Annotated in this window: 28 protein-coding genes and 1 pseudogene; 17 read left to right on the top strand and 12 right to left on the bottom strand. The window is 69.0% G+C overall.

What is annotated here, in order from left to right:
* Positions 1-52 precede the first annotated feature (52 nt).
* Complete coding sequence (locus OXS49_RS04885; protein ID WP_244000419.1) at positions 53-379, top strand: hypothetical protein; 327 nt, start codon at positions 53-55, stop codon at positions 377-379.
* A gap of 986 nt (positions 380-1,365) precedes the next feature.
* Here the strand turns inward: OXS49_RS04885 and OXS49_RS04880 are convergent.
* From OXS49_RS04880 to OXS49_RS04865, 4 genes are read right to left on the bottom strand one after another with little or no spacing between them, the layout of a single operon-like run.
* Complete coding sequence (locus tag OXS49_RS04880) at positions 1,366-1,836, bottom strand: low molecular weight phosphatase family protein (RefSeq protein ID WP_244000417.1); 471 nt, start codon at positions 1,834-1,836, stop codon at positions 1,366-1,368.
* Positions 1,837-1,859: 23 nt separating this feature from the next.
* The gene (locus OXS49_RS04875; RefSeq protein WP_244000415.1) at positions 1,860-2,342 is read right to left on the bottom strand and encodes a UPF0262 family protein; all 483 of its coding nucleotides are present in this window, start codon (positions 2,340-2,342) and stop codon (positions 1,860-1,862) included.
* A 10-nt stretch (positions 2,343-2,352) separates the two neighbouring features.
* The gene (gene hisD / locus OXS49_RS04870; protein ID WP_267422324.1) at positions 2,353-3,648 is read right to left on the bottom strand and encodes a histidinol dehydrogenase; all 1,296 of its coding nucleotides are present in this window, start codon (positions 3,646-3,648) and stop codon (positions 2,353-2,355) included.
* A gap of 19 nt (positions 3,649-3,667) precedes the next feature.
* Positions 3,668-4,117: a DUF2948 family protein gene (locus OXS49_RS04865; protein WP_244000411.1), complete on the bottom strand. Its 450-nt coding sequence runs from the start codon at positions 4,115-4,117 to the stop codon at positions 3,668-3,670.
* A gap of 208 nt (positions 4,118-4,325) precedes the next feature.
* Here OXS49_RS04865 and OXS49_RS04860 point away from each other — a divergent pair, with 208 nt between their 5' ends.
* Positions 4,326-4,715 carry a hypothetical protein gene (locus OXS49_RS04860; RefSeq protein WP_267422320.1) on the top strand — a complete coding sequence of 130 codons (390 nt, stop codon included), beginning with the start codon at positions 4,326-4,328 and terminating at the stop codon, positions 4,713-4,715.
* A gap of 26 nt (positions 4,716-4,741) precedes the next feature.
* Here OXS49_RS04860 and OXS49_RS04855 read toward each other — a convergent pair whose 3' ends face one another.
* From OXS49_RS04855 to OXS49_RS04840, 4 genes are all read right to left on the bottom strand, one after another.
* The gene (locus OXS49_RS04855; RefSeq protein ID WP_276081437.1) at positions 4,742-5,137 is read right to left on the bottom strand and encodes an XRE family transcriptional regulator; all 396 of its coding nucleotides are present in this window, start codon (positions 5,135-5,137) and stop codon (positions 4,742-4,744) included.
* Positions 5,019-5,378 (bottom strand): type II toxin-antitoxin system HigB family toxin, encoded by a 360-nt coding sequence (locus OXS49_RS04850; RefSeq protein WP_244000438.1) that lies wholly within the window; start codon positions 5,376-5,378, stop codon positions 5,019-5,021. Before OXS49_RS04850 ends, OXS49_RS04855 begins: the two co-directional genes overlap by 119 nt.
* Positions 5,379-5,520: 142 nt before the next feature.
* On the bottom strand, positions 5,521-6,810 hold the full coding sequence (murA, locus tag OXS49_RS04845; RefSeq protein WP_244000407.1) for a UDP-N-acetylglucosamine 1-carboxyvinyltransferase: 1,290 nt from the start codon (positions 6,808-6,810) through the stop codon (positions 5,521-5,523).
* An 84-nt stretch (positions 6,811-6,894) separates the two neighbouring features.
* On the bottom strand, positions 6,895-7,074 hold the full coding sequence (locus OXS49_RS04840) for a hypothetical protein (RefSeq protein WP_267422313.1): 180 nt from the start codon (positions 7,072-7,074) through the stop codon (positions 6,895-6,897).
* Between the two features lie 314 nt (positions 7,075-7,388).
* Here OXS49_RS04840 and hemA point away from each other — a divergent pair, with 314 nt between their 5' ends.
* The 8 genes from hemA to OXS49_RS04800 all read left to right on the top strand — a co-directional run bounded on the left by hemA (position 7,389) and on the right by OXS49_RS04800 (position 14,229).
* Complete coding sequence (gene hemA / locus OXS49_RS04835; protein ID WP_267422310.1) at positions 7,389-8,684, top strand: 5-aminolevulinate synthase; 1,296 nt, start codon at positions 7,389-7,391, stop codon at positions 8,682-8,684.
* Between the two features lie 165 nt (positions 8,685-8,849).
* Positions 8,850-9,647, top strand: coding sequence for an inositol monophosphatase family protein (locus tag OXS49_RS04830; RefSeq protein WP_244000401.1), 798 nt, complete (start codon positions 8,850-8,852; stop codon positions 9,645-9,647).
* Between the two features lie 160 nt (positions 9,648-9,807).
* Entirely contained in the window at positions 9,808-10,353 is a 546-nt protein-coding gene (locus OXS49_RS04825) for an adenine phosphoribosyltransferase (RefSeq protein WP_267422307.1), read from the top strand.
* A 168-nt stretch (positions 10,354-10,521) separates the two neighbouring features.
* Entirely contained in the window at positions 10,522-10,656 is a 135-nt protein-coding gene (gene rpmH / locus OXS49_RS04820) for a 50S ribosomal protein L34 (protein ID WP_039893469.1), read from the top strand.
* Between the two features lie 61 nt (positions 10,657-10,717).
* Positions 10,718-11,314, top strand: a complete 597-nt coding sequence (gene rnpA, locus OXS49_RS04815) for a ribonuclease P protein component (RefSeq protein ID WP_267422304.1) — start codon at positions 10,718-10,720, stop codon at positions 11,312-11,314.
* Entirely contained in the window at positions 11,304-13,160 is a 1,857-nt protein-coding gene (gene yidC, locus OXS49_RS04810; RefSeq protein WP_267422302.1) for a membrane protein insertase YidC, read from the top strand. The genes rnpA and yidC overlap by 11 nt, the downstream gene beginning before the upstream one ends.
* Before the next feature lie 41 nt (positions 13,161-13,201).
* Positions 13,202-13,855 (top strand): ribosome biogenesis GTP-binding protein YihA/YsxC, encoded by a 654-nt coding sequence (yihA, locus tag OXS49_RS04805; RefSeq protein ID WP_267422300.1) that lies wholly within the window; start codon positions 13,202-13,204, stop codon positions 13,853-13,855.
* On the top strand, positions 13,852-14,229 hold the full coding sequence (locus tag OXS49_RS04800; RefSeq protein WP_267422298.1) for a DUF423 domain-containing protein: 378 nt from the start codon (positions 13,852-13,854) through the stop codon (positions 14,227-14,229). The genes yihA and OXS49_RS04800 overlap by 4 nt, the downstream gene beginning before the upstream one ends.
* 319 nt (positions 14,230-14,548) lie before the next feature.
* Here the strand turns inward: OXS49_RS04800 and OXS49_RS04795 are convergent, their stop codons facing one another.
* The 3 genes from OXS49_RS04795 to OXS49_RS04785 all read right to left on the bottom strand — a co-directional run bounded on the left by OXS49_RS04795 (position 14,549) and on the right by OXS49_RS04785 (position 16,551).
* Positions 14,549-15,223: a metallophosphoesterase family protein gene (locus tag OXS49_RS04795; protein ID WP_244000389.1), complete on the bottom strand. Its 675-nt coding sequence runs from the start codon at positions 15,221-15,223 to the stop codon at positions 14,549-14,551.
* Positions 15,224-15,316: 93 nt separating this feature from the next.
* Complete coding sequence (locus OXS49_RS04790; RefSeq protein WP_267422295.1) at positions 15,317-15,964, bottom strand: RraA family protein; 648 nt, start codon at positions 15,962-15,964, stop codon at positions 15,317-15,319.
* Positions 15,965-16,065: 101 nt separating this feature from the next.
* Positions 16,066-16,551: a pilus assembly protein N-terminal domain-containing protein gene (locus OXS49_RS04785; RefSeq protein ID WP_244000385.1), complete on the bottom strand. Its 486-nt coding sequence runs from the start codon at positions 16,549-16,551 to the stop codon at positions 16,066-16,068.
* 318 nt (positions 16,552-16,869) lie between these two features.
* Between OXS49_RS04785 and OXS49_RS04780 the strand changes: the two genes are divergently transcribed.
* The 3 genes from OXS49_RS04780 to OXS49_RS04770 all read left to right on the top strand — a co-directional run bounded on the left by OXS49_RS04780 (position 16,870) and on the right by OXS49_RS04770 (position 18,610).
* On the top strand, positions 16,870-17,034 hold the full coding sequence (locus OXS49_RS04780; protein WP_243918734.1) for a Flp family type IVb pilin: 165 nt from the start codon (positions 16,870-16,872) through the stop codon (positions 17,032-17,034).
* A gap of 179 nt (positions 17,035-17,213) precedes the next feature.
* Positions 17,214-17,765 carry a prepilin peptidase gene (locus OXS49_RS04775; RefSeq protein ID WP_244000383.1) on the top strand — a complete coding sequence of 184 codons (552 nt, stop codon included), beginning with the start codon at positions 17,214-17,216 and terminating at the stop codon, positions 17,763-17,765.
* A gap of 113 nt (positions 17,766-17,878) precedes the next feature.
* On the top strand, positions 17,879-18,610 hold the full coding sequence (locus OXS49_RS04770; protein WP_267422292.1) for a SprT family zinc-dependent metalloprotease: 732 nt from the start codon (positions 17,879-17,881) through the stop codon (positions 18,608-18,610).
* Between the two features lie 12 nt (positions 18,611-18,622).
* Here the strand turns inward: OXS49_RS04770 and OXS49_RS04765 are convergent, their stop codons facing one another.
* Complete coding sequence (locus tag OXS49_RS04765) at positions 18,623-18,997, bottom strand: hypothetical protein (RefSeq protein ID WP_244000435.1); 375 nt, start codon at positions 18,995-18,997, stop codon at positions 18,623-18,625.
* 309 nt (positions 18,998-19,306) lie between these two features.
* On the opposite strand from OXS49_RS04765, the gene OXS49_RS04760 reads away from it, so the two are divergent.
* The 4 genes and pseudogenes from OXS49_RS04760 to OXS49_RS04745 form a co-directional block, all read left to right on the top strand.
* Entirely contained in the window at positions 19,307-19,741 is a 435-nt protein-coding gene (locus OXS49_RS04760; RefSeq protein ID WP_243918771.1) for an invasion associated locus B family protein, read from the top strand.
* A gap of 23 nt (positions 19,742-19,764) precedes the next feature.
* On the top strand, positions 19,765-20,436 hold the full coding sequence (locus tag OXS49_RS04755) for a hypothetical protein (RefSeq protein WP_267422290.1): 672 nt from the start codon (positions 19,765-19,767) through the stop codon (positions 20,434-20,436).
* Positions 20,342-22,456 (top strand): glycosyltransferase family 2 protein, encoded by a 2,115-nt coding sequence (locus OXS49_RS04750; protein ID WP_267422289.1) that lies wholly within the window; start codon positions 20,342-20,344, stop codon positions 22,454-22,456. The genes OXS49_RS04755 and OXS49_RS04750 overlap by 95 nt, the downstream gene beginning before the upstream one ends.
* Positions 22,453-23,004: pseudogene (locus OXS49_RS04745) on the top strand (glycosyltransferase family 2 protein); the annotation flags it as partial. The gene OXS49_RS04750 and the pseudogene OXS49_RS04745, both read left to right, overlap by 4 nt.

The following is a 23,004-nucleotide window of genomic DNA, read 5'->3' as shown; positions in this document are numbered from 1 at the left end:
CGGGCGCTAACCGCGTCCACGGCACTCTGGTCAGGGACGGAGTGCCTAATCGATGCCGCAACCCCGCGTCTTTTCGCCGGTTCCGCTCCTGATGGCCGTGCTCCTCGTCGCGATGGCCTGCCCGGCGCGGGCGACGGGCGAGACCGCGACGCGACACGCGCTCTGGCGCGACTGCCTCGCCCGTAACTTCCGGATCCAGTCCGCGCTCACCGCACGGGATCTGGCGGCGGATGCCGCCTTTCGGGCCTGCCGGACCCCCGAGGAGGCTTATCTCGCCGCGCTGACGGGCTCTCCGCTCCTCGACGAGGAAGACGTCGCCCGGGCCAAGCCGCTTCTCGCTGGCCGCATCCGCGCTTGGCTGATCAGCATTCCCGGCTGAAGCGCTCTCTGCCGCAGTGTCTTCCGGTTCCGCGGACGAGAGTGCGACCCACCATCGTTTTTGAGCCGTGCTCGAGGGCGGCGCGGTTGGGCTCGGCTCTCGGGCGACGGGTGTTTCCAGCGCCGAAGGCGCCACACGTTCAAATCCCGCAGGCGCAGCAGCTTCGAACGTTGGCAATCCTCTGCTCGGGTCGACCGTATGTCGCGTTCCAAACCCCATACGTCTTCCAGTGGCGAATCCATTGTTCGATGTAGTGCCGGCCGTTCGGAGCGCGTGCGAGCTGATGGGCCGCCCAGCAATCGGCCAGCTTCCTGGAGCTGTTGTGGATCGCTAGCTGTCCGTAGGCTTGAACGAGATAGAAGTGACTTGCATCCTCGACCTGAGCGTCGATCACCTGAGCCCGTACCGGACAATAAAAAATGCCATCTGGCTTCGCCAAAGCGATCTCACCCAAGGTCTTCACGCAATCATTTGTAATCGTAACGTCGAGTACTCGACCAAATGGACTCCATTGAGAATTCGATGGTTCTGTGAGCGACGCATATAGTATGAGTGAGAATATCAGAGGACGTAGAATTGCCATTGCGCACACCGAATTCAAGGCCGGGTAAATCGAACTCGGGGTATACGCTATCACACTTTCGAGGAACCATAAGCTGCGTGGTTGCACCCGTGCGAGTACGGGGCGGACAGGTTGTTCGCGAGTTTGGCCACTTAGACCTTGGCGGGATGATTCGGGGGGCCGGCAAGGCGGGGAAGCCGCCGCCACGGAGCTTTCGGTTGATCGCCCGGAGCCCGGAGACCGCCACAAGGGCATCGGCCCTCCCGCAGAGCCTGCATTCACGTCTCGGGAAGAAGGCAAGCAGCCGAGCTCGTCACCGCTGGTGCTCTGACGCATTCACTTCGTTCATGCGAGTGAGCACGAGTTCTTTGGGTTTGCATCAATTTTTCCAGACTCGGCTGACGCCTCCGTCTGGATCGATGCACTAGGCTTTCAAACGGGCCTTGATCCGCCGGGTCAGTCCGTCGCGGACGTCCCGATAGGCCTCGAGTCTTTGCTCGCGCGAGGCTTCCTGCACCAGCGTCGGGTCTGGGGTCGGCCAGTACTCGACATCGGCCGCGAGCGTGTGGGTCAGGGCAAGGGCCCGGTGATGAGCCTCCGGCGCCAGGGTGATGATCAGGTCGAAGTTCAGCCCCTCCCAGTCCTCCAACTCCTCGATGGTGCGGGGCCGGTGGCGGCTCGCGTCGATCCCGATCTCGTCGAGGGCCGCGATCATGAAGGGATCGGTGGGCTCGCCCGAGCGCACGCCGGCCGACTGAACATAGGTGGACTTGCCGAAATAGGCGCGCGCGATCGCCTCCGCCGCGGCGGAGCGCACGGCGTTGAAGTTGCACATGAACAGGACGGACTGGACCCGCCGCTTCTTCGGGGTGGTCTCGGGAGGGAACTCCGCCATCGCCGGTCGGCGCGGGAGGCGCCCTAGCCCTTCCAGTGCAGGGCGAAGATCAGGGTGAACAGGCGGCGCGCCGTATCGTGGTCGAGATCGACCTTGCCCTCGAGGCGCTGCTTGAGCGTCTCCGACGCCTCGTTGTGCAGGCCCCGCCGGCCCATGTCGATCGCCTCGATCTGCGAGGGCGAGGCGGTGCGGATCGCGTTGTAGTAGCTCTCGCAGATCATCTCGTAGTCGCGGATCACCCGCCGGAACGGTGTCAGCGACAGGAGGTGCGTGATCACCGGCTCACCGTCCACCGTGGTGATCGCGAAGGACAGCTTGTTCTCCACCAGCCCCAGCGTCAGCGCATAAGGCCCCTCCCGGCCCGGGATGGTGAAGACATTGTCCTCCAGGATGTCGAACAGCGCGATCGCCCGCTCGTGCTCCTGATCCGGGTTGCCGCGGGCGATGGAGGCCTCGTCGAGGCTCACCTTCGCGAGGCGGTTCGGCCCACGCTGCTTCTCCGCCATCCCCATCCCCTCACAGGTTCAACCGGATCGCGACGGAGCGGGCATGCCCCTCCAGGCCCTCCGACCGGCCGAGGCTTATCGCCGCCGGGCCGAGCGCCCGCAAGCTCTCCGGCGTGCAGGCGAGAATCGTGGTCCGCTTCATGAAATCCAGCACCCCGAGCCCCGAGGAGAACCGGGCCGAGCGCGCGGTCGGCAGGACGTGATTGGGCCCGCCGACGTAATCGCCGATCGCCTCTGGCGTGTGCGAGCCGAGGAAGATCGCCCCTGCGTTGCGGACCTTGGCGGCCAGGGCTTCGGCATCCTGCGTCTCGATTTCGAGGTGCTCCGGGGCGAGCCGGTCGACGAGGGGCACCGCTTCTTCGAGATCGCGCACGCGAACGATCGCGCCGTAGTCGCGCCAGCTCGCCCGGGCGATCTCGCGGCGGGGGAGGGTGGTCAGCGCCCGTTCGACGGCCCCCTCGACGGCCCCGGCGAGCTCGGTGCTGTCGGTGATCAGGATCGCCTGGGCTGCCACGTCGTGCTCGGCCTGGGCCAGGAGGTCGGCGGCGATCCAATCCGGGTTGGCGTGGCCGTCGGCCAGGATCAGCACCTCTGAGGGACCGGCGATCATGTCGATGCCGACCTGACCGAACACCCGGCGCTTGGCCGCCGCCACCCAGGCATTGCCGGGGCCGACGATCTTGGCGACCGGCGCGATGGTGGCGGTGCCGTAGGCAAGGGCGGCCACCGCCTGGGCGCCGCCGACCCGGTAGACCTCGTGGACGCCGGCGAGCTGCGCGGCGGCGAGCACCAGCGGGTTCATCTGACCGTCCGGGGTCGGCACCACCATGACGACGCGCGGTACGCCGGCGACCCGGGCCGGGAGCGCGTTCATCAGCACCGAGGAGGGATAGCTCGCCGTTCCGCCCGGGACGTAGAGGCCGACCGATTCCAGCGCCGTCCAGCGCCAGCCGGCGGTGACGCCGAGCGCGTCGGTGGCGCAGTGATCGGTCGGCCTCTGGGCGGCGTGGAAGCTTTCGATCCGCTCCGCGGCGAGGCGTAGGGCTTCCAGGGATTCGGACGGGCAGGCCGCGACCGCCGCGGCGATCTCCGCTTCGGTCACCCGGAGATGTGCGGCCGCGAAGTCCGGGCCGCGCCGGTCGAAGCGGCGCGTATAATCCACCAGGGCGTCATCGCCTCGGGCGACGACGTCACCGATGATACTGCGCACGGCCTCATCCACGTCCTCGGCGATCTCGCGCTTGACCGTGAGGAGCCGCGCGAAATCGGCGGCAAAATGCGGATCGCTGCTATCGAGCCGGACCATCAGATTTCTCCGTCTCCTCTCAGGCCGCTGTGCCGGGGGCCACGTCCGGCCGGTCGACATCGTGACCGGGTCGTGTGGCTGCCTCCCAGACCGGGCCGAGATCCTTCATCCGGACCTCGATGCACTCGACCTCCAGCCGCACCGCCGCCCCCCCGGAGAAGACGAGATCGATCAGGCCCGAGGGCGTGTCGGTCGGCGTGAAGGTCAGGGCGAGCAGGCTCATGGGCATCGCGTCGTCCTGGCTGAGCCCCCGCGTCTTCACGGTCAGGACGCGCTCGATGTGAAGCCCGGCCAGCCGCCGCCGGGGCGGCACGTCGGGCGTCCAGTCGAAGCGCCGCGCGACCATCAGGAACCGCTGCTCGCCGGCGAGGTAGGTCAGATCCTCCGGCCGCAGGATCGCGTCCTGAAGATGCGCGGAGATCACGGTCAGGTCCTCGGCGTCGAGGGCGGCGAGCCTGAGCAGCTCCATGACAGGGTCCTCGGGAACACGGAATGCGCGGGTGGGAGGGCAGCGGGGGCGCAGAGCGGGACTGCGCGGCAGGGCGTAGGTAGCGGCACCACCCCGCCGGGGCAACGGCCGCAGCCATGAACACGATCCCGCCGCGTCGTCACCGCGGCACAGGTTCGCGCCAGCACCGGCGCGCAGGATCCCGGCCAGCGAGTCGAGGCAGGATGGGATGGACAAGCGGATCACGCACGCGGCCTTGGCCGCCCTGACACTGGCTATGCTCGCAGGCCCGGCAAGCGCTCAGGTCGGGCCGGATGCGAAAGTCTACATGTACGGAGAGCCCGGGCCGGGCCGCTACGAGTACGCGCCCAGGCCGCGCCACCGGCCCCCGCCGCCGCCGGCGGCGGACGATGACTGGAACATTCCGCCGCCCCCGCCGCCGCCCTACGGCGCCTACGATCGACCCCGGTATCGGGACCCCGACGCGCGCCGCCGGTGGGACGACAGCAGCTGCATCACATCCCGCGGGACATGCCCGGCGCCGGCCAGACCGCCCGGGGCGCCCTGCGGCTGCGAGATCCCGGGCTTCGGCTACAAGCGCGGGCAGATCGGCGACTGAAGGGATCCGGCCGGCTGAACGCTCGCTCAGGCCGCGTTGTCCTCCAGGCGGTACGGGGCTGCCAGCAACGCGATCGGCAGGTTCCAGGCCGCGCTGATCGCCCGGATCTGGCCCAGGCTCAGCGCCCGCTTCCGGTTCAGGATCTCGGATGCGCGCGCCCGCGAGCCGAGCAGGTGGGCCAACGCGCTTTGCGAGCGGCCCCGATCGGTGATGGCGACATGCAGGATCTCGACCGGATCTGCCGCGGCGATCAGGGTGAGAAGAACCTCGAGCCGGTCGCCGTCTGGTGTCCCGACTGCCGGCTTATGCGCGAAGTAGCGATCGACTTTCGCAAGTGCCCAGCGATGATCCGCAGGCGTGCGGATGGGCCTGACATTCCCAACCGGCTTTGCGTGCTGCGTCGTATCCGCGATGCCCTGCATCATCTGACCGCGACGATGAGCGGATCGACGGAATCGTACTCGCTGTGGGTGCCGATGAACTTAATCCGGCACGCCTCGTGTAAGACACTCTGATGATCAGAGGGTGTTTGTTGCCGCCTATATCGAAGATGATTCGATTGTCGCCGATGAAATCGACTGAACTGCCGAACGCCGATTTGATGTCGGCGGGGCCGGTCCAGCGCGACTTCGCAACGTGATCGTACCCCGTTCTGAGTGGCACCTCCGACCGAGGGTACCACTTCCAGAAAGCCACCCGGGCGGAGCGCGCCACGACGTTCACACCCGAACGCAATCGTGTTCCCGGAATGGAAACAAGACGTGTCTCAAGGCGTGTTGCGTCGTCGGCGGGGATCAGGTCGGCTTCAAGCCCGCACCCGCTCGATCTGCGCACCGCAGCGGCCGAGCTTGGCCTCCAAGGCCTCGAAACCGCGGTCGAGGTGGTAGACCCGGTTGATCTGGGTTTCGCCCTCGGCGGCGAGCCCGGCGATCACCAGGGAGACCGAGGCGCGCAGGTCGGTAGCCATCACGGGCGCGCCCTTCAGCCGCTCGACGCCCTCCACGATGGCGAGGTCGCCGTCCAGCCGGATCTTCGCGCCGAGGCGGGCCAGTTCCTGCACGTGCATGAACCGGTTCTCGAAGATCGTCTCGCGGATATGCGACTGGCCCTTGGCCAGCGTCATCAGCGCCATGAACTGCGCCTGCAGATCGGTGGGGAAGCCCGGGAACGGATCGGTGGTGACATCGACCGCCGCGATGCCGGCGCCGTTGCGGCGCACCCGGATGCCACCCTCGACCGAGCTGATCTCGGCGCCCGTCGTGGACAGGACGTCGAGGGCCGCATGCAGCAATTCGGCCCGCGTATCCTTCAGCACCACGTCGCCGCCCGCCATCGCCACCGCCATGGCGTAGGTGCCGGTCTCGATCCGGTCGGGCAGCACCGCGTGCCGGGCGCCACCGAGCCGCGCCACGCCCTCGATCTCGATATGGGGCGTGCCGGCGCCGCGGATCTTGGCGCCCATCTTGTTCAGGCACTCGGCGAGGTCGACCACCTCGGGTTCCCGGGCGGCGTTCTCGATCACCGTCGTGCCGTAGGCCAGCGCGGCGGCCATCAGCGCCACGTGGGTGCCGCCCACCGTGACCTTCGGGAAGGTGATCTCGGCGCCACGCAGGCCGTTCTTGGTGCGGGCGACAACGTAGCCGGCGTCGATCTCGATCTCGGCGCCGAGCTTTTCCAGCGCCATGATCAGCAGATCGACCGGCCGGGTCCCGATGGCGCAGCCGCCCGGCAGCGAGACCTTCGCCTCGCCGAACCGGGCGAGCAGCGGTGCGATCACCCAGAAGCTCGCCCGCATGGTCGAGACCAGCTCGTAGGGGGCGGTGGTGTCGATGACGTTGGACGCGGTGAGCCGGATGGTCTGGCCGGTCTCGGTAGTCTGCCCGGGGCGCTTTCCGACCACCATGTGATCGACGCCGTGATTGCCGAGGATCCGCGTCAGGGCCGCGATGTCGGCGAGCCGCGGCACATTGATCAGCTCCAGCGTCTCGCCGGTGAGCAAGCTCGCGATCATCAGTGGCAGCGCCGCGTTCTTGGCGCCCGAGATCGGGATGATGCCGTTGAGCGGCACGCCGCCGGTGATGTGGATGCGGTCCATGCTGTGTCCTCGGGCGGCGCACCTCCTGGCGCGCGGCCGGCCGTAATCCTCGCGGGCGCCGCAGCGCCCAGACTTGGCCGTGGCCTATAGACCGGATTTGTCGGAATCAGGACCGCTCGAATCGGCGTTATTCCCGTGGGTCTGATCCGCGTCGGCCGCCGGCTGTGCCTCGGCGCGCCCCCGGCCCTGCATCTTCCGGCGCCGCAGATTCTCCCGGAGCGCGGCCTTCAGCCGTTCGGCGCGGACATTCTTGCCGTTCGTCACCGCGCGACCCTTCGTCGCCGGGAAGACGGGGGAGGCCCGGCGCGGCGAAAAACGCCGTTGGCGAAGGACGAGAGCGAGAGTCGCAAGGAACGGGCACCCTATTGAGGCGTACGAGACCGGTGCAACGCTAGCGCGTCCGGCCTGCCCTCTCAACGGATGCAGGGCAGAGATGCCGGAACCTTACCTTGAACCAATTCCAGATCCGCGCGTATCTTGCCCCCTCACGCGAAGGACTGACCGAGGCCGGACCTTGATCGCGGGACCCCGGCGCCGGTTGGCGCTGCCCGCGCGGCCGAACACGCGAAGGACGCTCGATGACCGTGACCCGGATGCCCAGCCCGATGCTCGCCCCCACGGGCTCGACGCGCGCCGGGTCCGGCTACGAGCGCTACTTCCGCGGCGCCCTCGATCAGCTCCACGGTGAGCGGCGCTACCGTGTCTTCGCCGATATCGAGCGCATCTCCGGCCGGTTCCCGACCGCCAAGTGGCGCCAGCCCGACGGCAAGACCGCCGAGATCACCGTGTGGTGCTCCAACGATTATCTGGGCATGGGCCAGCACAAGGAGGTGGTGGCCGCCATGACCGAGACCGCCGCCCGCTGCGGCGTCGGCGCCGGTGGCACCCGCAACATCGCGGGCAACACCTCGCCGCTGGTCGATCTGGAGCGCGAACTGGCCGACCTGCACGGCAAGGAAGCGGGCCTCGTCTTCACCTCGGGCTACGTATCGAACCAAGCCGGCATCTCGACCATCGCCAAGCTGATCCCGGACTGTTTGATCCTGTCCGACGCCTTAAACCACAACTCGATGATCGAGGGCGTGAGGCACTCTGGCTGCGAGAAGAAGATCTTTCGCCATAACGACATCCAGCACTTGGAGGTGCTGCTGCGCGAGGCCGGCGACCGGCCCAAGCTGATCCTGTTCGAGTCGGTCTATTCCATGGATGGCGACGTGGCGCCGATCGGCGCGATCTGCGACCTCGCCGACCGCTATGGGGCGATGACCTATCTCGACGAGGTCCACGCGGTCGGCCTTTACGGGGAGCGCGGTGCCGGCATCGCCGAGCGCGACGGGGTGATGCATCGGATCGACGTGATCGAGGGCACGCTGGCCAAGGGGTTCGGCTGCGTCGGCGGCTACATCACGGGCTCGGCCGCGCTCTGCGACGCGGTGCGCAGCTTCGCGCCGGGCTTCATCTTTACCACTGCGCTGCCGCCCGCGGTGGCGGCGGCGGCCCGGGCCTCGGTGCGGTATCTCAAGCATTCGCGAGCGGAGCGCGAGGCGCACCAGCGTCAGGCGGCGGCCACCAAGGCGGCGCTGAGCGCGGCGGGGCTGCCGGTGCTGGAGACCGAGACCCACATCGTGCCGGTGATGGTCGGCGATGCCGAGCTGTGCAAGGCGGCCGCCGACCACCTGCTGGAGCGCCACGGTATCTACATCCAGCCGATCAACTACCCGACCGTGCCGCGCGGGACCGAGCGCCTGCGGATCACGCCCTCGCCGTTCCACGATGCGGCGCATATCGCGCGCCTGACGGCTGCGCTGACCGAGACCTGGGAGACGCTGGACCTGCCGCGGGCTGGGACGGTGTTCGTCGAGGCGGCGGAGTAGTTTTTTCGAGGCTTGCCGCGCCATTCCCTCCACCCTGTGCGGGGGAGGGGGGTGAGTCGGCGCCCTCGCGCAGGCACCCCACCCATCTCCCGCCCCCATCTCGTCTTTTCCGGCGCCGCCCTGTAACGACGGCGCCAAGCCTCCCCTGCGAAAAGTCTCGAACCAATGATCTCCTCACCCCTCATGACCGTCATGGTCGATGCCGTGCGCAAGGCCGCCCGCGGCCTGCGCCGCGACTTCGGCGAGGTCGAGAACCTCCAGGTCTCGCGCAAAGGCCCGGGCGACTTCGTCTCGGCGGCCGACCGCAAGGCTGAGGAGGTGGTGCGCGACGCCCTGATGAAGGCGCGGCCCGGCTACAGCCTCGTGCTGGAGGAGAACGGGATCATCGAGGGCACCGACAAGAGCCACACGTGGCACGTCGATCCCCTCGACGGGACTTCGAACTTCCTGCACGGCGTCCCGCATTTCGCGGTCTCGGTGGGTCTGGAGCGCGAGGGCCAGATCGTGGCCGGCGTGATCTTCGATCCGATCAAGGACGAGCTGTTCGTCGCCGAGCGCGGCAAGGGCGCCTATCTCAACAACCGGCGCCTGCGCGTCTCCGGCCGCCAGGACATGGCGGACGCGCTGGTCGGCTACGGCACGCCCTATCTCGGCCGCGGCAGCCATCCGCGCCTGCTGCGCGAGCTCGGCGCCGTGATGGCCGTGGCCGGCGGCACCCGCCGGATGGGCTCGGCGGCCCTCGACCTGGCCTACGTCGCCTGTGGGCGCCTCGATGCCTACTGGGAGCGCGACCTCCAGACCTACGACTTCGCCGCCGGTGTGATCCTGGTGCGTGAAGCCGGTGGCTTCGTGACCTCGGCGGACGGTGCGGCCGAGCCGCTGGCGCCGCGGTCAGTCGCTGCCGGCAACGAGGGCCTGCACCGGGAGCTCCTCGCCCTCCTCAAGAAGGTCCAGGCGGCCTGAGTCTCAGTTCGGGCGTCGTCCCAGGGACGGTGCCCGAACCGCTGATGCTGCATCATCTTTTTTCCGAGAGCCGGTGACCACCTCTCGGGATGATGCTTGCGCTGGTCAGGGCGTCGGGCTTCTGCTTTAAGCCCGCGGTTCCTCACGGAAGGCCGAACGCATGGAAGCCCGCCGCCACGTCGCGCTGAAGGAGTCGATCCGCTCGATTCCCGACTATCCGAAGCCCGGCATCATCTTCCGCGACATCACCACCCTGCTGAGCGACCCGCGGGCGTTCCGGCAGGCGGTGGACGCGCTGGTGCATCCGTATGCGGGCGGGCAGATCCAGCAGGTCGCCGGCATCGAGGCGCGGGGCTTCATCCTGGGTGGCGCCATCGCGCACCAGCTCTCCTCGGGCTTCGTGCCGATCCGCAAGAAGGGCAAGCTCCCGCACACGACCGTCTCGATCGCCTACGCGCTGGAATACGGCACCGACGAGATCGAGGTTCACGTCGATGCCGTGAAGCCCGGCGACAAGGTGTTGCTGGTCGACGACCTGATCGCCACGGGTGGGACCGCGACCGCGGCCGTGAACCTGCTCCAGAAGATCGGCGCCGAGATCGTGGCGGCCTGCTTCGTGATCGACCTGCCCGAGATCGGCGGCGCGCAACGCCTGCGCGACATGGGCGTCGAGGTGCGCACCCTCATGCAATTCGAGGGTCATTGAGCCCCGCCAAACGTTGACTTCGCCGGACCCATCCGCCATAAGCCCGCCACTCGCGACGTGGCGCCCCGCCTGGGCGCCCTTCGTGTTTTTAAACAACCAGGACGCGTGAAGGTCGAGTGCAGCATCGGCTGCCCGCGAGCGCGCCTCGACCTTTGAAGGCTCTGTGCCATGAAGAGAACCTACCAGCCGAGCAAGCTCGTTCGTAAGCGCCGCCACGGTTTCCGCGCGCGCATGGCCACCGCCGGTGGCCGCAAGGTGATCGCGCGCCGCCGCGCCCACGGCCGCAAGAAGCTGTCGGCCTAAGGCGGGATAGCCCTCCGCGGCCGTGCCGCGGAGGATGGGATTGGCCGGGATCGGACCATCGATGGCGACGATCGAGCGGCTGACGAAACGACCCGACTTCCTGGCGGCGGCCGAGGGGCGCCGCTTCCACACCGAGCGGATGAGCGCCCAGGGCCGTCTCCGGGCAGCGGATGGACCGCCCGGCCTCCGGCTCGGCTTCACCATCACGAAGCGGGTCGGCCACGCGACGGAGCGCAACCGCATCCGCCGTCGCCTGCGCGCCGTCGTGGCCCTGGTCGCGGCCGATCTGCCGGGCGAACTCGCGATCCTGCCAGCCGATATCGTGCTGATTGCCCGCCGTCCCGCTCTGGATGCGCCGTTCGAGACCCTCGCCGAGGATCTACGGCGCGCGCTCCCCACGGTGACGCGCCCGGCCACCCCCCGGCCGCCCGGCCAGGGCCGCGGCAAGCGATCCGGCAAATCCGGCACTCGGCCTTCCACGACCACACCTCTCCCGCACGAGGCGGGCCAGCCCGCGCCGTCCGGCCAAGCCGACATCGGCGCGTCGTACGGGCGCGGCAGAGGTCCTCGAATCACAGGCGCGCGCGGGTCCGATGCGACCGGCGTCCGCCCTGACGTCACTCCGAACGCGTGCGGCGGTGTCCCTGATGGGCAATGACAAGACGAACATGTTCGTGGCCATCGGCCTGTCGCTGCTGGTGCTGCTCGGGTGGCAGTACTTCGTGGCCGGTCCGCGCGTGGAGCAGCAGCGGCTGATCGAGGCGCAGAACAAGGCCGCGCAGCAACAGCAGCAGCCCCCGGGCGTGACCCCGGACGGCGTGCCCTCGCCATCCCCGAAGGAGGGCGGCCCGGCCGCGCCGGTCCCCGGCACGCTGCCGACCGCGCAGGGTGGCCCGGTCTCCCGTGAGGCGGCTCTGACCCGCTCGCCGCGCATCCGCATCGAGACCCCGGCGATCTCGGGATCGATCGCCCTCAAGGGCGGCCGCGTCGACGACGTGTCGCTGAAGAACTACCATGAGACCATCGATCCCAAGAGCCCCGAGATCGTTCTGTTCTCGCCGGCCGGGACCGAGACGCCCTATTACGCCGAGTTCGGTTGGGTCGGTGCGAATGCCGGGCCGCTGCCCACCAACGACACCCTCTGGACCAGCGACGGCAAGACGCTCTCCCCCGGCATGCCGGTGACCCTGACCTGGGACAACGGCGCCGGCCTCGTCTTCAAGCGGATCATCGCAGTCGACGACAAGTACATGTTCACGATCCGCGACGAGGTCGAGAACAAGGGCTCGGGTGCGATCACGCTCTACCCGTACAGCCTCGTCTCCCGCTGGGGTAAGCCGCACACTCAGGGCTACTACGTCCTGCACGAGGGCATGATCGGCTATCTCGGCAATGACGGCCTGCAGGAACTCACCTACGACAAGCTTGCCAAGGAGGGCGCCTACGGTGGCGCCAACACCAAAGGCAAGGCCTGGACCGGCGTGAGCGGCGGCTTCGTCGGCATCACCGACAAGTACTGGGCGGCGGCCGCGATCCCCGATCAGGACACGCACTATACCGGTGCCTTCACCGACCGGACCGACGGCACCACCAACGTCTATCAGGCCAGCGTGCGCGGCGACGCCGTGAACCTCGCGGCCGGCGCCTCGGCGACCGCGACGCAGCGGCTGTTCGCCGGCGCCAAGGAAGTCAACGTCATCAACGGCTACGAGAAGGACCTCGGCATCAAGCACTTCGATCTGATGATCGATTGGGGCTGGTTCTTCTTCATCACCAAGCCGATGTTCCGGGCGCTGGACTTCTTCTACCACCTGTTCGGCAATTTCGGCGTCTCGATCCTGGTGGTGACCTTCTGCCTGAAGCTGCTGTTCCTGCCGATCGCGAACCGGTCCTACGTCTCCATGGCCAAGATGAAGGCCGTGCAGCCGGAGATGGCCGCCATCCGCGAGCGGTACAAGGACGACCGCATGAAGCAGCAACAGGCCACAATGGAGCTGTACAAGAAGGAGAAGATCAACCCAGTCGCTGGCTGCTGGCCGGTGCTGATCCAGATCCCGGTCTTCTTCGCGCTCTACAAGGTGCTGTTCATCACCATCGAGATGCGCCACGCGCCGTTCTTCGGCTGGATCCACGATCTCGCAGCGCCGGATCCGACGAGCATCGTCAACCTGTTCGGCCTGCTGCCCTTCCCGGCGCCCGACTTCGTCCATCTGGGCGTCTGGCCGCTGATCATGGGCGTGACCATGTTCGTGCAGATGAAGATGAATCCCGCGCCGCCGGACCCGGTCCAGGCGCAGATCTTCACCTTCATGCCGATCGTGTTCACCTTCATGCTGGGCTCGTTCCCCGCCGGCCTCGTGATCTACTGGGCCTGGAACAACACCCTGTCGGTGACGCAGCAATACATCATCATGCGCCGCAACGGCGTGAAGGTTGAGTTGTGGGACAACCTGCGATCAACGTTCCGGCGCGGTGGCACCAAGACAGCTGCGACGAAGAGCTGACGGGCCAGGGCTGACCGGCAACAGCTGACGGACGACACATCGTGACCGAACCAAACGACGACGCGGTCGACCTCACCGAGGCCGGCCGCCTGCTGTTTGCCGGCGCCGCCGACTTCTACGCGGCCGCCCAGATTCTCGATCGGCTGCCGCCGATGGAGGGTGTTGAGATCGCCTTCGCGGGCCGCTCGAATGTCGGCAAATCGAGCCTGATCAACGCGCTCACCGGGCGGAACACCCTGGCACGGACCTCGCACACGCCGGGGCGGACGCAGCAGCTCAACTTCTTCCGGATCGGCGAGCGCCTGTCGCTGGTGGACATGCCCGGCTACGGCTACGCGGCGGTCGAGAAGGCCAAGGTCGAGGCCTGGACCCGGCTGATCCATGCCTACCTGAAAGGTCGGGCCAACCTTGCCCGGGTGTTCATGCTGATCGACGCCCGGCACGGCTTCAAGTCGATCGACACCGACGTGCTCGACGGGCTCGACAAGGCCGCGGTGAGCTATCAGGTCGTGCTGACCAAGGGGGACTCCCTCAAGAAGGGCGAAATCGCCGCCCGCATCGCCGGGATCGAGGCGGGGCTCGCCAAGCGCCCGGCCGCTTATCCGCAGGTGATCCTGACGTCGAGCCGAGACGATGCCGGCGTGCCGGAGCTGCGAGCGGCGATCGCCAAGCTTCTGGTGGAGCGCGGCGCGTGAGGCCTTCGGGGATCGACCGCGCGCTCGTTGCGCTCGCCTGCCTCGCCGGTCTGCTCGGGGTCGCGCTCAGCGCCGCCGCCGCGCACATCCCCGGGGCCGATTCCCTGAAGACGGCGGCGCAGTTCCTGCTGTTCCACGCCCCCGCGATCCTGGCGCTGATCGGTCTCGCCGCCGCCGGGCTGGCGCGGCCGGGTCTTGCCAGAGTTGCGGCGGCGCTGATGGTCCTCGGCCTGATCCTATTATGCGGCGACCTCGCGGTGCGCATGTGGCTCCAGCATCCGCTCTTCCCGATGGCGGCCCCCACCGGCGGTTTCGCGCTGATGGGCGGTTGGCTCGCGGGGATGCTGTGCGCGCTGGTGCCGGTGCGGGCCTGAGCTGACGGGCCCTCTGTCCAGTCGTGTGGTCGGATCCGACGTATCGCGTCGCGTCGGTTGACACGGCCCTTTTCTTGGGCGCTTGGAGCAAATGCGACCCGCGATTCGAGCACACGACGTCGCGAAGCGTCGATCTGGATCGACCTGTGCCGCTGTGATGCGGCGCTTCGCATGATGGCTCTCGTACCAGGCTTCGCTGTCGCTCCTCCTGTCCGGGAAACGGCGCGCGTCTGGCTGACCTCATGAGTCCGCCACCGGCCCGACAGTCAGCCGAAGCCCGAAAACGGCCACGGCCCGGTTCCAGCCCGATAAGGCTCAATCAAGCCGCTCTCACCTGTAGAAAATCCACCGCCGGTCCCTGCAGCTCGGAAAAGACTCCGGCCGTCAGTGCGCCGCCATAGACCGCGCCGGTGTCGAGATTCGTCCGAAACCTGCGCCGTTCCGGGCGGCCGTTGCGCTGGGGCGTGTGTCCGTGCACCACGTGCCGTTCGAAGTCGTGGTCGCCCTCCAGGAACGGCTCGCGGATCCAGAGCCGGTTGTGCTCGTCCGGATCCGGAATCTCGGCCCCCGGCCGGAAGCCGGCATGGACGTACCAGCGTGCCGCGTCGGCGTGCAGGGTCGGCAGGGCCTCGATCCAGTCGAGGGTGTCGCGCGGCAGGTCGGCGACCTCGTGCGCGCCGAACGCGTCGAGTGTCGCGTCGCCGCCATTGTATAGCCATCGCTCGGCGGCCTGCGGCGTGTGGAGCGCATCGAGCAGCATACGCTCGTGATTGCCCATCAGGCAGGTGACGCGCTCTGGCTCGGCCCAGCAGAGGCGGCTGAGGGTGCGCAGCACCCCCGCGCTGTCGGGGCCGCGGTCGATGTAGTCCCCCAGGAAGACGAGCTTGTGAGCGCGGTCGCCGGCATGGCCGGCGATCCGCTCCAGCAACGCGTCGAGCAGGGCTGAGCAGCCGTGGACGTCGCCGATGGCGTAGGTGAGGAGTCTGGAATCCATGGCGGCATCGTCCAACGGGGCGGTCCGGCCGGCAAGTCCGGACCGGAAACCCCGGATGTCCCGGTGAAGATCAGGCTGTTCCGCCCGACCGCCTCAGCCGTTCGCGGGCCGGGCGTAGCGTCCGTCGTAGCGGCCGGACCGGATCAGCGCGAGGACGTCCGCCTCCCGGGCCGCCTGCGCGCGTACCGCCTCGCGCAGGCTCGGGACGATTCCGGGCGGGAAGGTGACGACCCCGTCCGCATCGCCCACCACCACGTCGCCCGGGGTCACCGTCCAGCCGCCGATGCTGACCGGCAGATTGGTCGCGCCGGGTCCCGTCTTGAACGGGCCGCGCGGCGTCGCGGTGCGGGCGTAGCAGGGGAAATCGGAGCTGGCGAAGGCCTCGGTGTCCCGCACTGCCCCATCGATGACGAAGCCTGCGATGCCGCGGCTCTCCGCGATCGCCTTCATGATGTCACCCACGAGGGCCCGGCTCGTGTCCCCGCCGCCATCGACCACGATCACGTCCCCGCGACGGGCCGCCTCGAGCGCCTGATGGATGGCGAGATTGTCACCCGCCCGAACCTGCACCGTGAAGGCCGTGCCGATCAGCTGGCCGCCGCGATGGAATGGCCGCAGACCCGCCAGAACCGGCATGCGGTCGAGGCAGTCGCTGATCGTCGCCGTGGCGACCCCGCGCAGGGCGGTGAGCAGGCCGGGATCGACGGCATGCGGCAGTGGGTGGTGCGTCACGGCTGTCATCGGCCCGGATCTCCTTTCCCTGTCCCGGCCGCCCGGACCCTTGAGGGACCGGCGACTCTACGGACGATCCTGCCTGAACGGGAGCGTGGTGTCGTCGGCCATCAGCGATCGCCCGCTGGCGCCGCACTGCTCGTGGCGAGCTTGCGCCGGGAATCCGCTTGGCCACTGTTAGCGTCGAAGTATTTCGCCGCGTCACCGAGCTGGACGGCGGGCTGGCAGTTCGGCGTGCAGGACAGGGACTCCCGGTCCAACCCGCGCTGGACCGTGATGGTCGAGTCGCGCGATGCCTCCACGCGGATCATCGTTTCGGCGATCATTGCGCCGGCATTGTCGAGGGCGATCAGGTTGGTCGAGCCGAAGCTCTTGCCGGTGAGCACGAGCACGCCGTTCTTCTGCGGCGTGACTTCCGCGATGATCGGATTTCCGACGATCACGGTCGTGGTCTTCTCCGGCAGCCGGATCACTTTGGCGTTATCGACCAGCACGGTCACCACCGGCAGCGGCTCGGGCTGGCCGGCCACCGCCGCTCCGCCCATCATCAAGAGGAGGAGGCCGGCTCGGCCCGCATGCGGCAGGGTGCGGTGCATCGAAGAGGCTCGCGAGGAAGCGGTCGGTGGACGGTCCTCCGCCCGGCACCTGTGGATACGCGACACGGGTGAAGGAAGCGCTAAGCACGTCCAAGTCCCCGGTTCGACGCGCGATGCCGGGATCCGCGGCCGATCCCCGAAACCGAACCTTCACCACGCTGGCGTCGGCTGAAGATATCGGTGCGACCAAAATCGAGTTTAACCGATTTTCAAGGCGAAATCGGCAGGTTGTGCGAGCCGCCGATCGAGACCTGAAAATTCTTCGTCGGTCATCGCGTAAGTTTTGGTCGCACCGAATTGATCGAAGGATCGTCCCTCATGAAGAGCTTGTTCAACCGTTTCGCTTCTGACGAGTCCGGCGCCACCGCCATCGAGTACGGCATGATCGCGGCCCTGGTGGCGGTTGCCATCATCACCGCTCTACGGACTCTCGGCACCAACCTGACCGCCAAATTCACCCAGATCTCCGGCAACCTGCAGTAAAAAGTCGAACCTTACGGCCACGATCTGCGGCAGGTCCGAGCCGCCCCCGTCGCGCGCGAGCCGGCGGGGGCTCCCTCGACCGGCCGCCGCGGCCGTCACGGGAAGAGACGGCTTCCGAGGGTCGGGTGGTTCCGGCCCCGTGCCATTTCCGGCAATCAGCATCGTAGGTTGGCCCCGAGATGATCGGTGCAGGCGTCGCAAGTTATCCGATAGCGAGTCTGGGACTGGCGGGCTTCGGCCTGCTCGTGCTGTTTCCGTTCCTGATGGCCTACGCCGCAGCGAGCGATCTCCTGACCATGCTGATCCCGAACCGCATTTCGCTCGCCCTGGTGGCGGGCTTCGCGGTGCTCGCGGTGACGGGCCCGATGAGCTGGACCGAGATCGGCTTCCACCTGGGATCGGGGGCCGCGATCCTCGTGGCGACCTTCACGCTGTTCGCCTTCGGCATTATCGGCGGCGGCGATGCCAAGCTCGCGGCCGCGACGGCCCTGTGGCTCGGCTTCGACGGGTTGGGCGATTATCTCCTCGTCGCATCGCTCCTCGGCGGCGCCCTGACGCTGGGCATTCTGTTCGCGCGCGCACATCCGCTGCCTATGCGCATCGCGCGCATGCCGTTCGCCCTGCATCTGCACGATGCGAAGACCGGCATTCCCTACGGTATCGCCCTGGCTGCCGCCGCCCTCCTGGTCCTCCCCGAAACGGAGGTCTGGAGCCGGGCACTCGCTGGCTGAGGCGCCGCGCGCCGGACATCCGTGGAGGCCGCGGCCGGGGGATATCTCCGGCCCGCTTCGATTCCGGGATCAGGGATCTGGAGCCCCGGTTCGACCCTCGCTAGAAGTCGGGCATGCCCCTCGCGCTGCTGCGTCGCCCCGATCCAGATCATCTCGAGGTCCAGCACGAGGGCGCGCGCTTCCGCATCGCGCTCCGGCGGCGCCCGACCGCGCGCCGCATCACCCTCCGGGTCTCAGCCGCCACCGGCGAGGTGGTGATCACGCTTCCGAGCCGGACGGCGGTGAACACCGCGCAGCGTTTCGCGGTAAGCCATGCCGGTTGGATCGCCGCGCGGCTCGCCCGGTTGCCCGAGCGCGTGATCTTCGGGCCGGGCGCGACGCTCCCGCTGCGCGGCGAGCCGCATCGCGTCAGTCTGCAGGGTACCCGCGGCGGCGTTCGCATCGCGCATGACGCCGGTGAGCCGGTGATCGCGGTCGGCTGCGAGGCCGCCCACGTGGCGCGCCGGATCCGGGACTTCCTGACGCGGGAAGCCCGGCTCGACCTCGCGGAGGCGGTCGAGCGCTACGCGCCGCGCCTCGGGCAGCGGCCGGTCCGCATGACCCTGCGCGATACCCGCAGCCGCTGGGGATCCTGCACGGCGCGCGGCGAACTGAACTTCTCGTGGCGCCTGATCCTGGCCCCGCCGATGGTGCTCGACTACCTTGTCGCCCACGAGATGGCGCATCTGCGGGAGATGAACCATTCGCCCCGGTTCTGGACGCTCCTGCGCGAGCTCTGCCCGAACGTGGACGACGCCGAGGCCTGGCTGAAGCGGAACGGCTCCAGCCTGCATCGCTACGGCTGAGCCTGCGCGAATTCAGCCCTTGGAGCGCAGCACGCGCTCGCGGGCGTCGGCGTCGGCCGGCCAAGTCGGCCGCGGATCGACTTCGCCGGGATTGAGGGTGCGCGGGGCGACGCTGTCGCAGATTTCGCGCTGGCGGATGATCACCGGATTGCCGAAGGCGTCGCGCCGGCGGATCAGGCCGCCGTCCCGGCAGTAGCCCGCGATCGCCGCCTGTCCCTCGCGCCGACCGTACGGATTCACGGCAACCGGCGGATGCTCGATGACCAGCGTGTCGGAGTGATTGAGCGAGCGCTCGACATAGGTGGTCTCGCCGACCGGCAGGCTCTGGGCCCCGGCCTGCGTGAGGGCGGCCAACAGGCAGGCGGCCGAAAGGGCGAGCGGACGCATCACGGCTACAGGATCCGGCGCTTGAGGACTGACTGGGACTTATCTAGGCCTCGCATTCCCTCTCGGATAGCGCTGCTGCGCAACACAGGGGCTGGATCGCTTGACAGCGCGGGGCCGACCATGGTCCGAACACGCCCGATTATACGGCTCCCGCCCGTCCGCGGCCGGAGCGTTCCGAAGGGATCGGTGGTGCTGCTTCACCCGAAGCTCGTTCGATTTCGGCGCGCTGTCCGGCGCGCCGCGCTGCCGGTCTTCCTCGCCCTCGTCGCGGCGGCGCTCACCCCAGCAGGGTTCGCCACGGGGCCCGCGATGGCGCAGGGCATGGTGCGCAAGACCTTCGAGGATTGGCAATTGCGCTGCGAGACGCCCGCGGGCGCCAAGGCCGAGCAATGCGCGCTGGTCCAGTATCTCGCCGCCGAGGACCGGCCGAACCTGACCCTGGTGGTCATCGTGCTGAAGACGGCGGACAACCGCGGCTACCTGCTGCGGGTCGTGGCGCCGCTGGGCGTGCTCCTGCCCTCGGGCCTCGGCCTGAAGATCGACCAGACCGATATCGGCCGGGCCGGGTTCGTCCGTTGCCTCACCACCGGCTGCGTCGCCGAGGTGGTGATGGATGACGGTCTGATCCGCCAGTTCAAGAGCGGCACGCAGGCGACCTTCATCGTGTTCCAGACGCCCGAGGAGGGCGTCGGCATCCCGCTGTCGATGAAGGGGTTCGCGGCCGGGTTCGACAGCCTGAAATGACGGGGCCGCTCGGGAGCCGTGCGATGATCGGAAGTCGGAACGTATCCGGGGGCGTGTGCCGGGGCGCGGCGGCGGTGCTGGTCTTCGCCGCCGCGCTCGCCGCGGCGCCGGCCCGGGCCGAGGACGGCAACGTCTTCTCCAACCTGTTCAAATTCGGCGGCACCACGGTCCCGCCCTCGAAGGCCGAGAGCCTCGATCCGCCCTACTGTCCCCCCGTCGAGGTCGCCGAGAATGCCGCCGCCTCGCGGACCATGGCGGGTGCGAACGTGCGCACGCAATTCTCCCTGGGCCGCCTCGCCCGCGAGTGCACGCGGCTCCCGGATGGTTCGATCACCGTGAAGATCGGCGTGGAGGTGAACGTCCTGCTCGGTCCGGCCGGGGCGCCGGGCCGGTTCGACGTGCCGGTCACCTTCCAGATTCGCCACGACGGCAAGGTGATCTCGAACCGCGTCGAGCGCGCCGGCCTAGTCGTCGGGGCCGGCGAAGCGCAGGGCTTCGCGACCATCGTGGCCGAGCCGCTGGCCGTTCCGGCCCCGATAACGGCGGATTACGATATCGCGGTCGGGGTCGGCGCGTTGGGCAAGGGCGGGATCGCCAAGGGTGCGAGCGGCAAGACCGCCGCCAAGCCGCGCCGACGGAAGCCGGCGGTGGCCGAGGCGCCGCCCCCGGGCGGAGGCGACGACGCTGCCCAGTGACGCCGCGGCGCGCCGCGTCGATCCGGGATCATCGCTCAGCCTGCGCGACCGGCTCCGGTTCGGCCGCGCCACCCGCTTCCGCCTGGAGCCGGCGGACGACCCTGCCTTCGACCGCCGCCTCGTTCTCCCCGACCATCGGACCGGCTGGATCGTATTGAGCTACCGGGACGGCGCCGTGGTGGCGCCGCGCCGCCCGATCCTGCGTGTCCTGCGCGGCTCCGACGATGCGCCCCAGGATTTCGTGCTGCCGGGGGCATCCCTGGGCGTGGCGCACTGGCTCGGCCTGATCCCGCCGGATGTCCGGGAGATCCGCCTCTGTGCCGGCCCCGACTTCGCGCTCGAGCGTGTCGGTGTCCGGCGTGAGGGCGGCGTGCTGGCGCAATGTCTTTTGCGGCGCCCCTGGCGCTTCGTGGGGGCGCTCTACCAGCGGGCCCGCGGTTCGGAGCGACGGTATCGCGACACGCTGCGCGGTACCTGCGCGGTGACGCCGCTTGCAGGGTTCGATGCCTGGGCCGCCACCCGAACCCGGCCGGTTTCCACGTCGGCCGCGAACCTGCGGATCCGCTGCCTCGTCCTGGCGCGTCCCGGCGAGACAGCGGCCCTGGCCGCCACGCTGGACGCCCTTCAGGCGCAGACGCATCGCCCGGAGGCGATCTGCGTCATCTGGGAGGGCGCGCTGCCCGACACGCCGGATGCGCGGGCCGTCCATCGGCACTGGGACGAACGCGCCGGCCCGGAGGATCTCGTCGCCGGGTCCGAGGCCCTGTGCCTGCTGCGGCCGGGTGATATCCCGGAGCCCGACGCCCTGGCGCTCCTGGCGCACGCCCTTCAGGGCGCCGACCTTGCCTACGGCGACGCCATCGGTCCGGACGGCAGGCCGCGCCTGAAGCCGGACTGGAGCCCGGACCTCGCCTTGGCGACGGGCTATCCCGGCCGTCCGCTGCTCGCATTGCATGCGTTCCTGGCCGCGTTTCTGCCGGCCCCCCTGGGTTCGATGGCGCAGATGGAACTCGCCCTGGAGGTCGCCGCCGTCTCGGCGCGGGCACGGGTGGTTCATGTCGCGCGCCCGCTCGCGCGCAATGCGGCCGACCCCCTCGACCCGCCCGCCCGGGCACGGGCGCTCGACGCATGCCAGAAGGTCCCGGCCGCCGCGCTTCGGGACGGCGCCGTCCAGCTGCTCTGGCCGCTGCCGGATCCCGCGCCGACGGTCAGCATCGTGATCCCCTCGCGCGACCGGCTCGACCTGATCACGCGCGTCTGCCGCGGCGTCCTGCACGAGACGACCTACGCCCCGATCGAGGTGATCATCATCGACAACGGCTCGACCGCCCCCGCGGTGCTGGCCCATTACGAGACCCTGCGCCGGGATCCGCGTGTGCGCATCCGGATCGACCCGCAACCGTTCAACTTCGCCGCGATGGTCAATGCCGGCGTCGCCCTGGCGTCCGGCACCGTGGTCGTACTGCTGAACAACGACGTGGCGGTGCTGGAGCCCGGTTGGCTCGACGCGATGGTCCGGCAGGCCTGTAGGCCCGAGGTCGGCGCCGTGGGCGCCAAGCTCCTCTATGGGGACGGCGCCCTGCAGCATGCCGGCGTCGTGGTCGGGCTCGGCGGACGGGCGGGCCACATCCTGCGCCGGCGTCCCGGCGACACGCCCGGCCATCTCGGGCGTCTGCGCGTGGCTCACGAGGTTTCCGCGGTGACGGCCGCCTGCCTGGCGGTCTCGCGGGAGAAGTATCTCGCGGTGGGCGGCTTCGACGCCAAAACCTTTCCGGTCGACTTCAACGACGTCGATTTCTGCCTGCGGCTCGGCGCTGCCGGCTGGAAGAGTGTCTGGACCCCGGATGCGACTCTCGCGCATCTCGAATCCGTGAGCCGCGGCCCCTCGGTTGGCGCCGAGCGCGCCCGGTTCGAGCGGGAAGCGGCGCGCTTCTCCGAGCGCTGGCGCGACGTGATCCGCCACGATCCGTTCTACCATCCGGCCTTGTCGCTCACGACCTTCGGCGAGGATCTGGAATGACGCGCCGCCGATCCCGGCGGGGGATCGCCGACGCGGCGCGCCGGATTCTGGGCCATCCCCGGGAGGCCGGCGCCATCCTCTGGGCGCGACTGACGGGCAAGCGCCTGCGCGCCCGGCAGAGGCTGGCGGCGCTGGTGGGCATCGATCATCGGCTCACTTTGCCGGCGCGGATCCTCGACGGCGTCCTTCCGGCTCCGGCCGGATTGGGCGACGACCTCCGCCTGATCGGCGACGGCGCGCTCGTGGCCGGCGCCCCGGCGCGGATCGCCGCCATCTTCGTCGCCGAGCCCGATCTTCAGGCGCTCTACGGCGACGCGCTCACACAGGACCGTGCGGGCGGCCCGGTCTGGCCGCTCCTGCCGCCGGTCTTCGATGCCGACCGTCTCGCGGCCTCCGATTATCTCGGGCCGGTCCTGGCCTATCGGCGGACCGCCCTCGATCCGGAGATCCATCCGCTGAGCCCGGCCGATGCCGCGTTCCGCATCGCCGAGCGGCACGGTCCCCAGGCCATCGGCCATTTGCCGGAGATCCTATCGATTCGGCGTCGG

The sequence above is a fragment of the Methylobacterium sp. GC_Met_2 genome, assembly GCF_026540795.1.
Lineage (GTDB): Bacteria > Pseudomonadota > Alphaproteobacteria > Rhizobiales > Beijerinckiaceae > Methylobacterium.
Note: the sequence above shows the minus strand (reverse complement) of the source record. Positions and strands in the feature narration are given on the sequence as shown.

Excerpts from the sequence above, each read along its gene's own strand:
- OXS49_RS04885 (WP_244000419.1), top strand. The coding sequence starts at position 53 with ATGCCGCAACCCCGCGTCTTTTCGCCGGTTCCGCTCCTGATGGCCGTG.
- OXS49_RS04880 (WP_244000417.1), bottom strand. The coding sequence starts at position 1,836 with ATGGCGGAGTTCCCTCCCGAGACCACCCCGAAGAAGCGGCGGGTCCAG.
- OXS49_RS04875 (WP_244000415.1), bottom strand. The coding sequence starts at position 2,342 with ATGGCGGAGAAGCAGCGTGGGCCGAACCGCCTCGCGAAGGTGAGCCTC.
- hisD (WP_267422324.1), bottom strand. The coding sequence starts at position 3,648 with ATGGTCCGGCTCGATAGCAGCGATCCGCATTTTGCCGCCGATTTCGCG.
- OXS49_RS04865 (WP_244000411.1), bottom strand. The coding sequence starts at position 4,117 with ATGGAGCTGCTCAGGCTCGCCGCCCTCGACGCCGAGGACCTGACCGTG.
- OXS49_RS04860 (WP_267422320.1), top strand. The coding sequence starts at position 4,326 with ATGGACAAGCGGATCACGCACGCGGCCTTGGCCGCCCTGACACTGGCT.
- OXS49_RS04855 (WP_276081437.1), bottom strand. The coding sequence starts at position 5,137 with ATGCAGGGCATCGCGGATACGACGCAGCACGCAAAGCCGGTTGGGAAT.
- murA (WP_244000407.1), bottom strand. The coding sequence starts at position 6,810 with ATGGACCGCATCCACATCACCGGCGGCGTGCCGCTCAACGGCATCATC.
- hemA (WP_267422310.1), top strand. The coding sequence starts at position 7,389 with ATGACCGTGACCCGGATGCCCAGCCCGATGCTCGCCCCCACGGGCTCG.
- OXS49_RS04830 (WP_244000401.1), top strand. The coding sequence starts at position 8,850 with ATGATCTCCTCACCCCTCATGACCGTCATGGTCGATGCCGTGCGCAAG.
- OXS49_RS04825 (WP_267422307.1), top strand. The coding sequence starts at position 9,808 with ATGGAAGCCCGCCGCCACGTCGCGCTGAAGGAGTCGATCCGCTCGATT.
- rpmH (WP_039893469.1), top strand. The coding sequence starts at position 10,522 with ATGAAGAGAACCTACCAGCCGAGCAAGCTCGTTCGTAAGCGCCGCCAC.
- rnpA (WP_267422304.1), top strand. The coding sequence starts at position 10,718 with ATGGCGACGATCGAGCGGCTGACGAAACGACCCGACTTCCTGGCGGCG.
- yidC (WP_267422302.1), top strand. The coding sequence starts at position 11,304 with ATGGGCAATGACAAGACGAACATGTTCGTGGCCATCGGCCTGTCGCTG.
- OXS49_RS04795 (WP_244000389.1), bottom strand. The coding sequence starts at position 15,223 with ATGGATTCCAGACTCCTCACCTACGCCATCGGCGACGTCCACGGCTGC.
- OXS49_RS04790 (WP_267422295.1), bottom strand. The coding sequence starts at position 15,964 with ATGACAGCCGTGACGCACCACCCACTGCCGCATGCCGTCGATCCCGGC.
- OXS49_RS04785 (WP_244000385.1), bottom strand. The coding sequence starts at position 16,551 with ATGCACCGCACCCTGCCGCATGCGGGCCGAGCCGGCCTCCTCCTCTTG.
- OXS49_RS04780 (WP_243918734.1), top strand. The coding sequence starts at position 16,870 with ATGAAGAGCTTGTTCAACCGTTTCGCTTCTGACGAGTCCGGCGCCACC.
- OXS49_RS04775 (WP_244000383.1), top strand. The coding sequence starts at position 17,214 with ATGATCGGTGCAGGCGTCGCAAGTTATCCGATAGCGAGTCTGGGACTG.
- OXS49_RS04770 (WP_267422292.1), top strand. The coding sequence starts at position 17,879 with ATGCCCCTCGCGCTGCTGCGTCGCCCCGATCCAGATCATCTCGAGGTC.
- OXS49_RS04765 (WP_244000435.1), bottom strand. The coding sequence starts at position 18,997 with ATGCGTCCGCTCGCCCTTTCGGCCGCCTGCCTGTTGGCCGCCCTCACG.
- OXS49_RS04760 (WP_243918771.1), top strand. The coding sequence starts at position 19,307 with ATGGCGCAGGGCATGGTGCGCAAGACCTTCGAGGATTGGCAATTGCGC.
- OXS49_RS04755 (WP_267422290.1), top strand. The coding sequence starts at position 19,765 with ATGATCGGAAGTCGGAACGTATCCGGGGGCGTGTGCCGGGGCGCGGCG.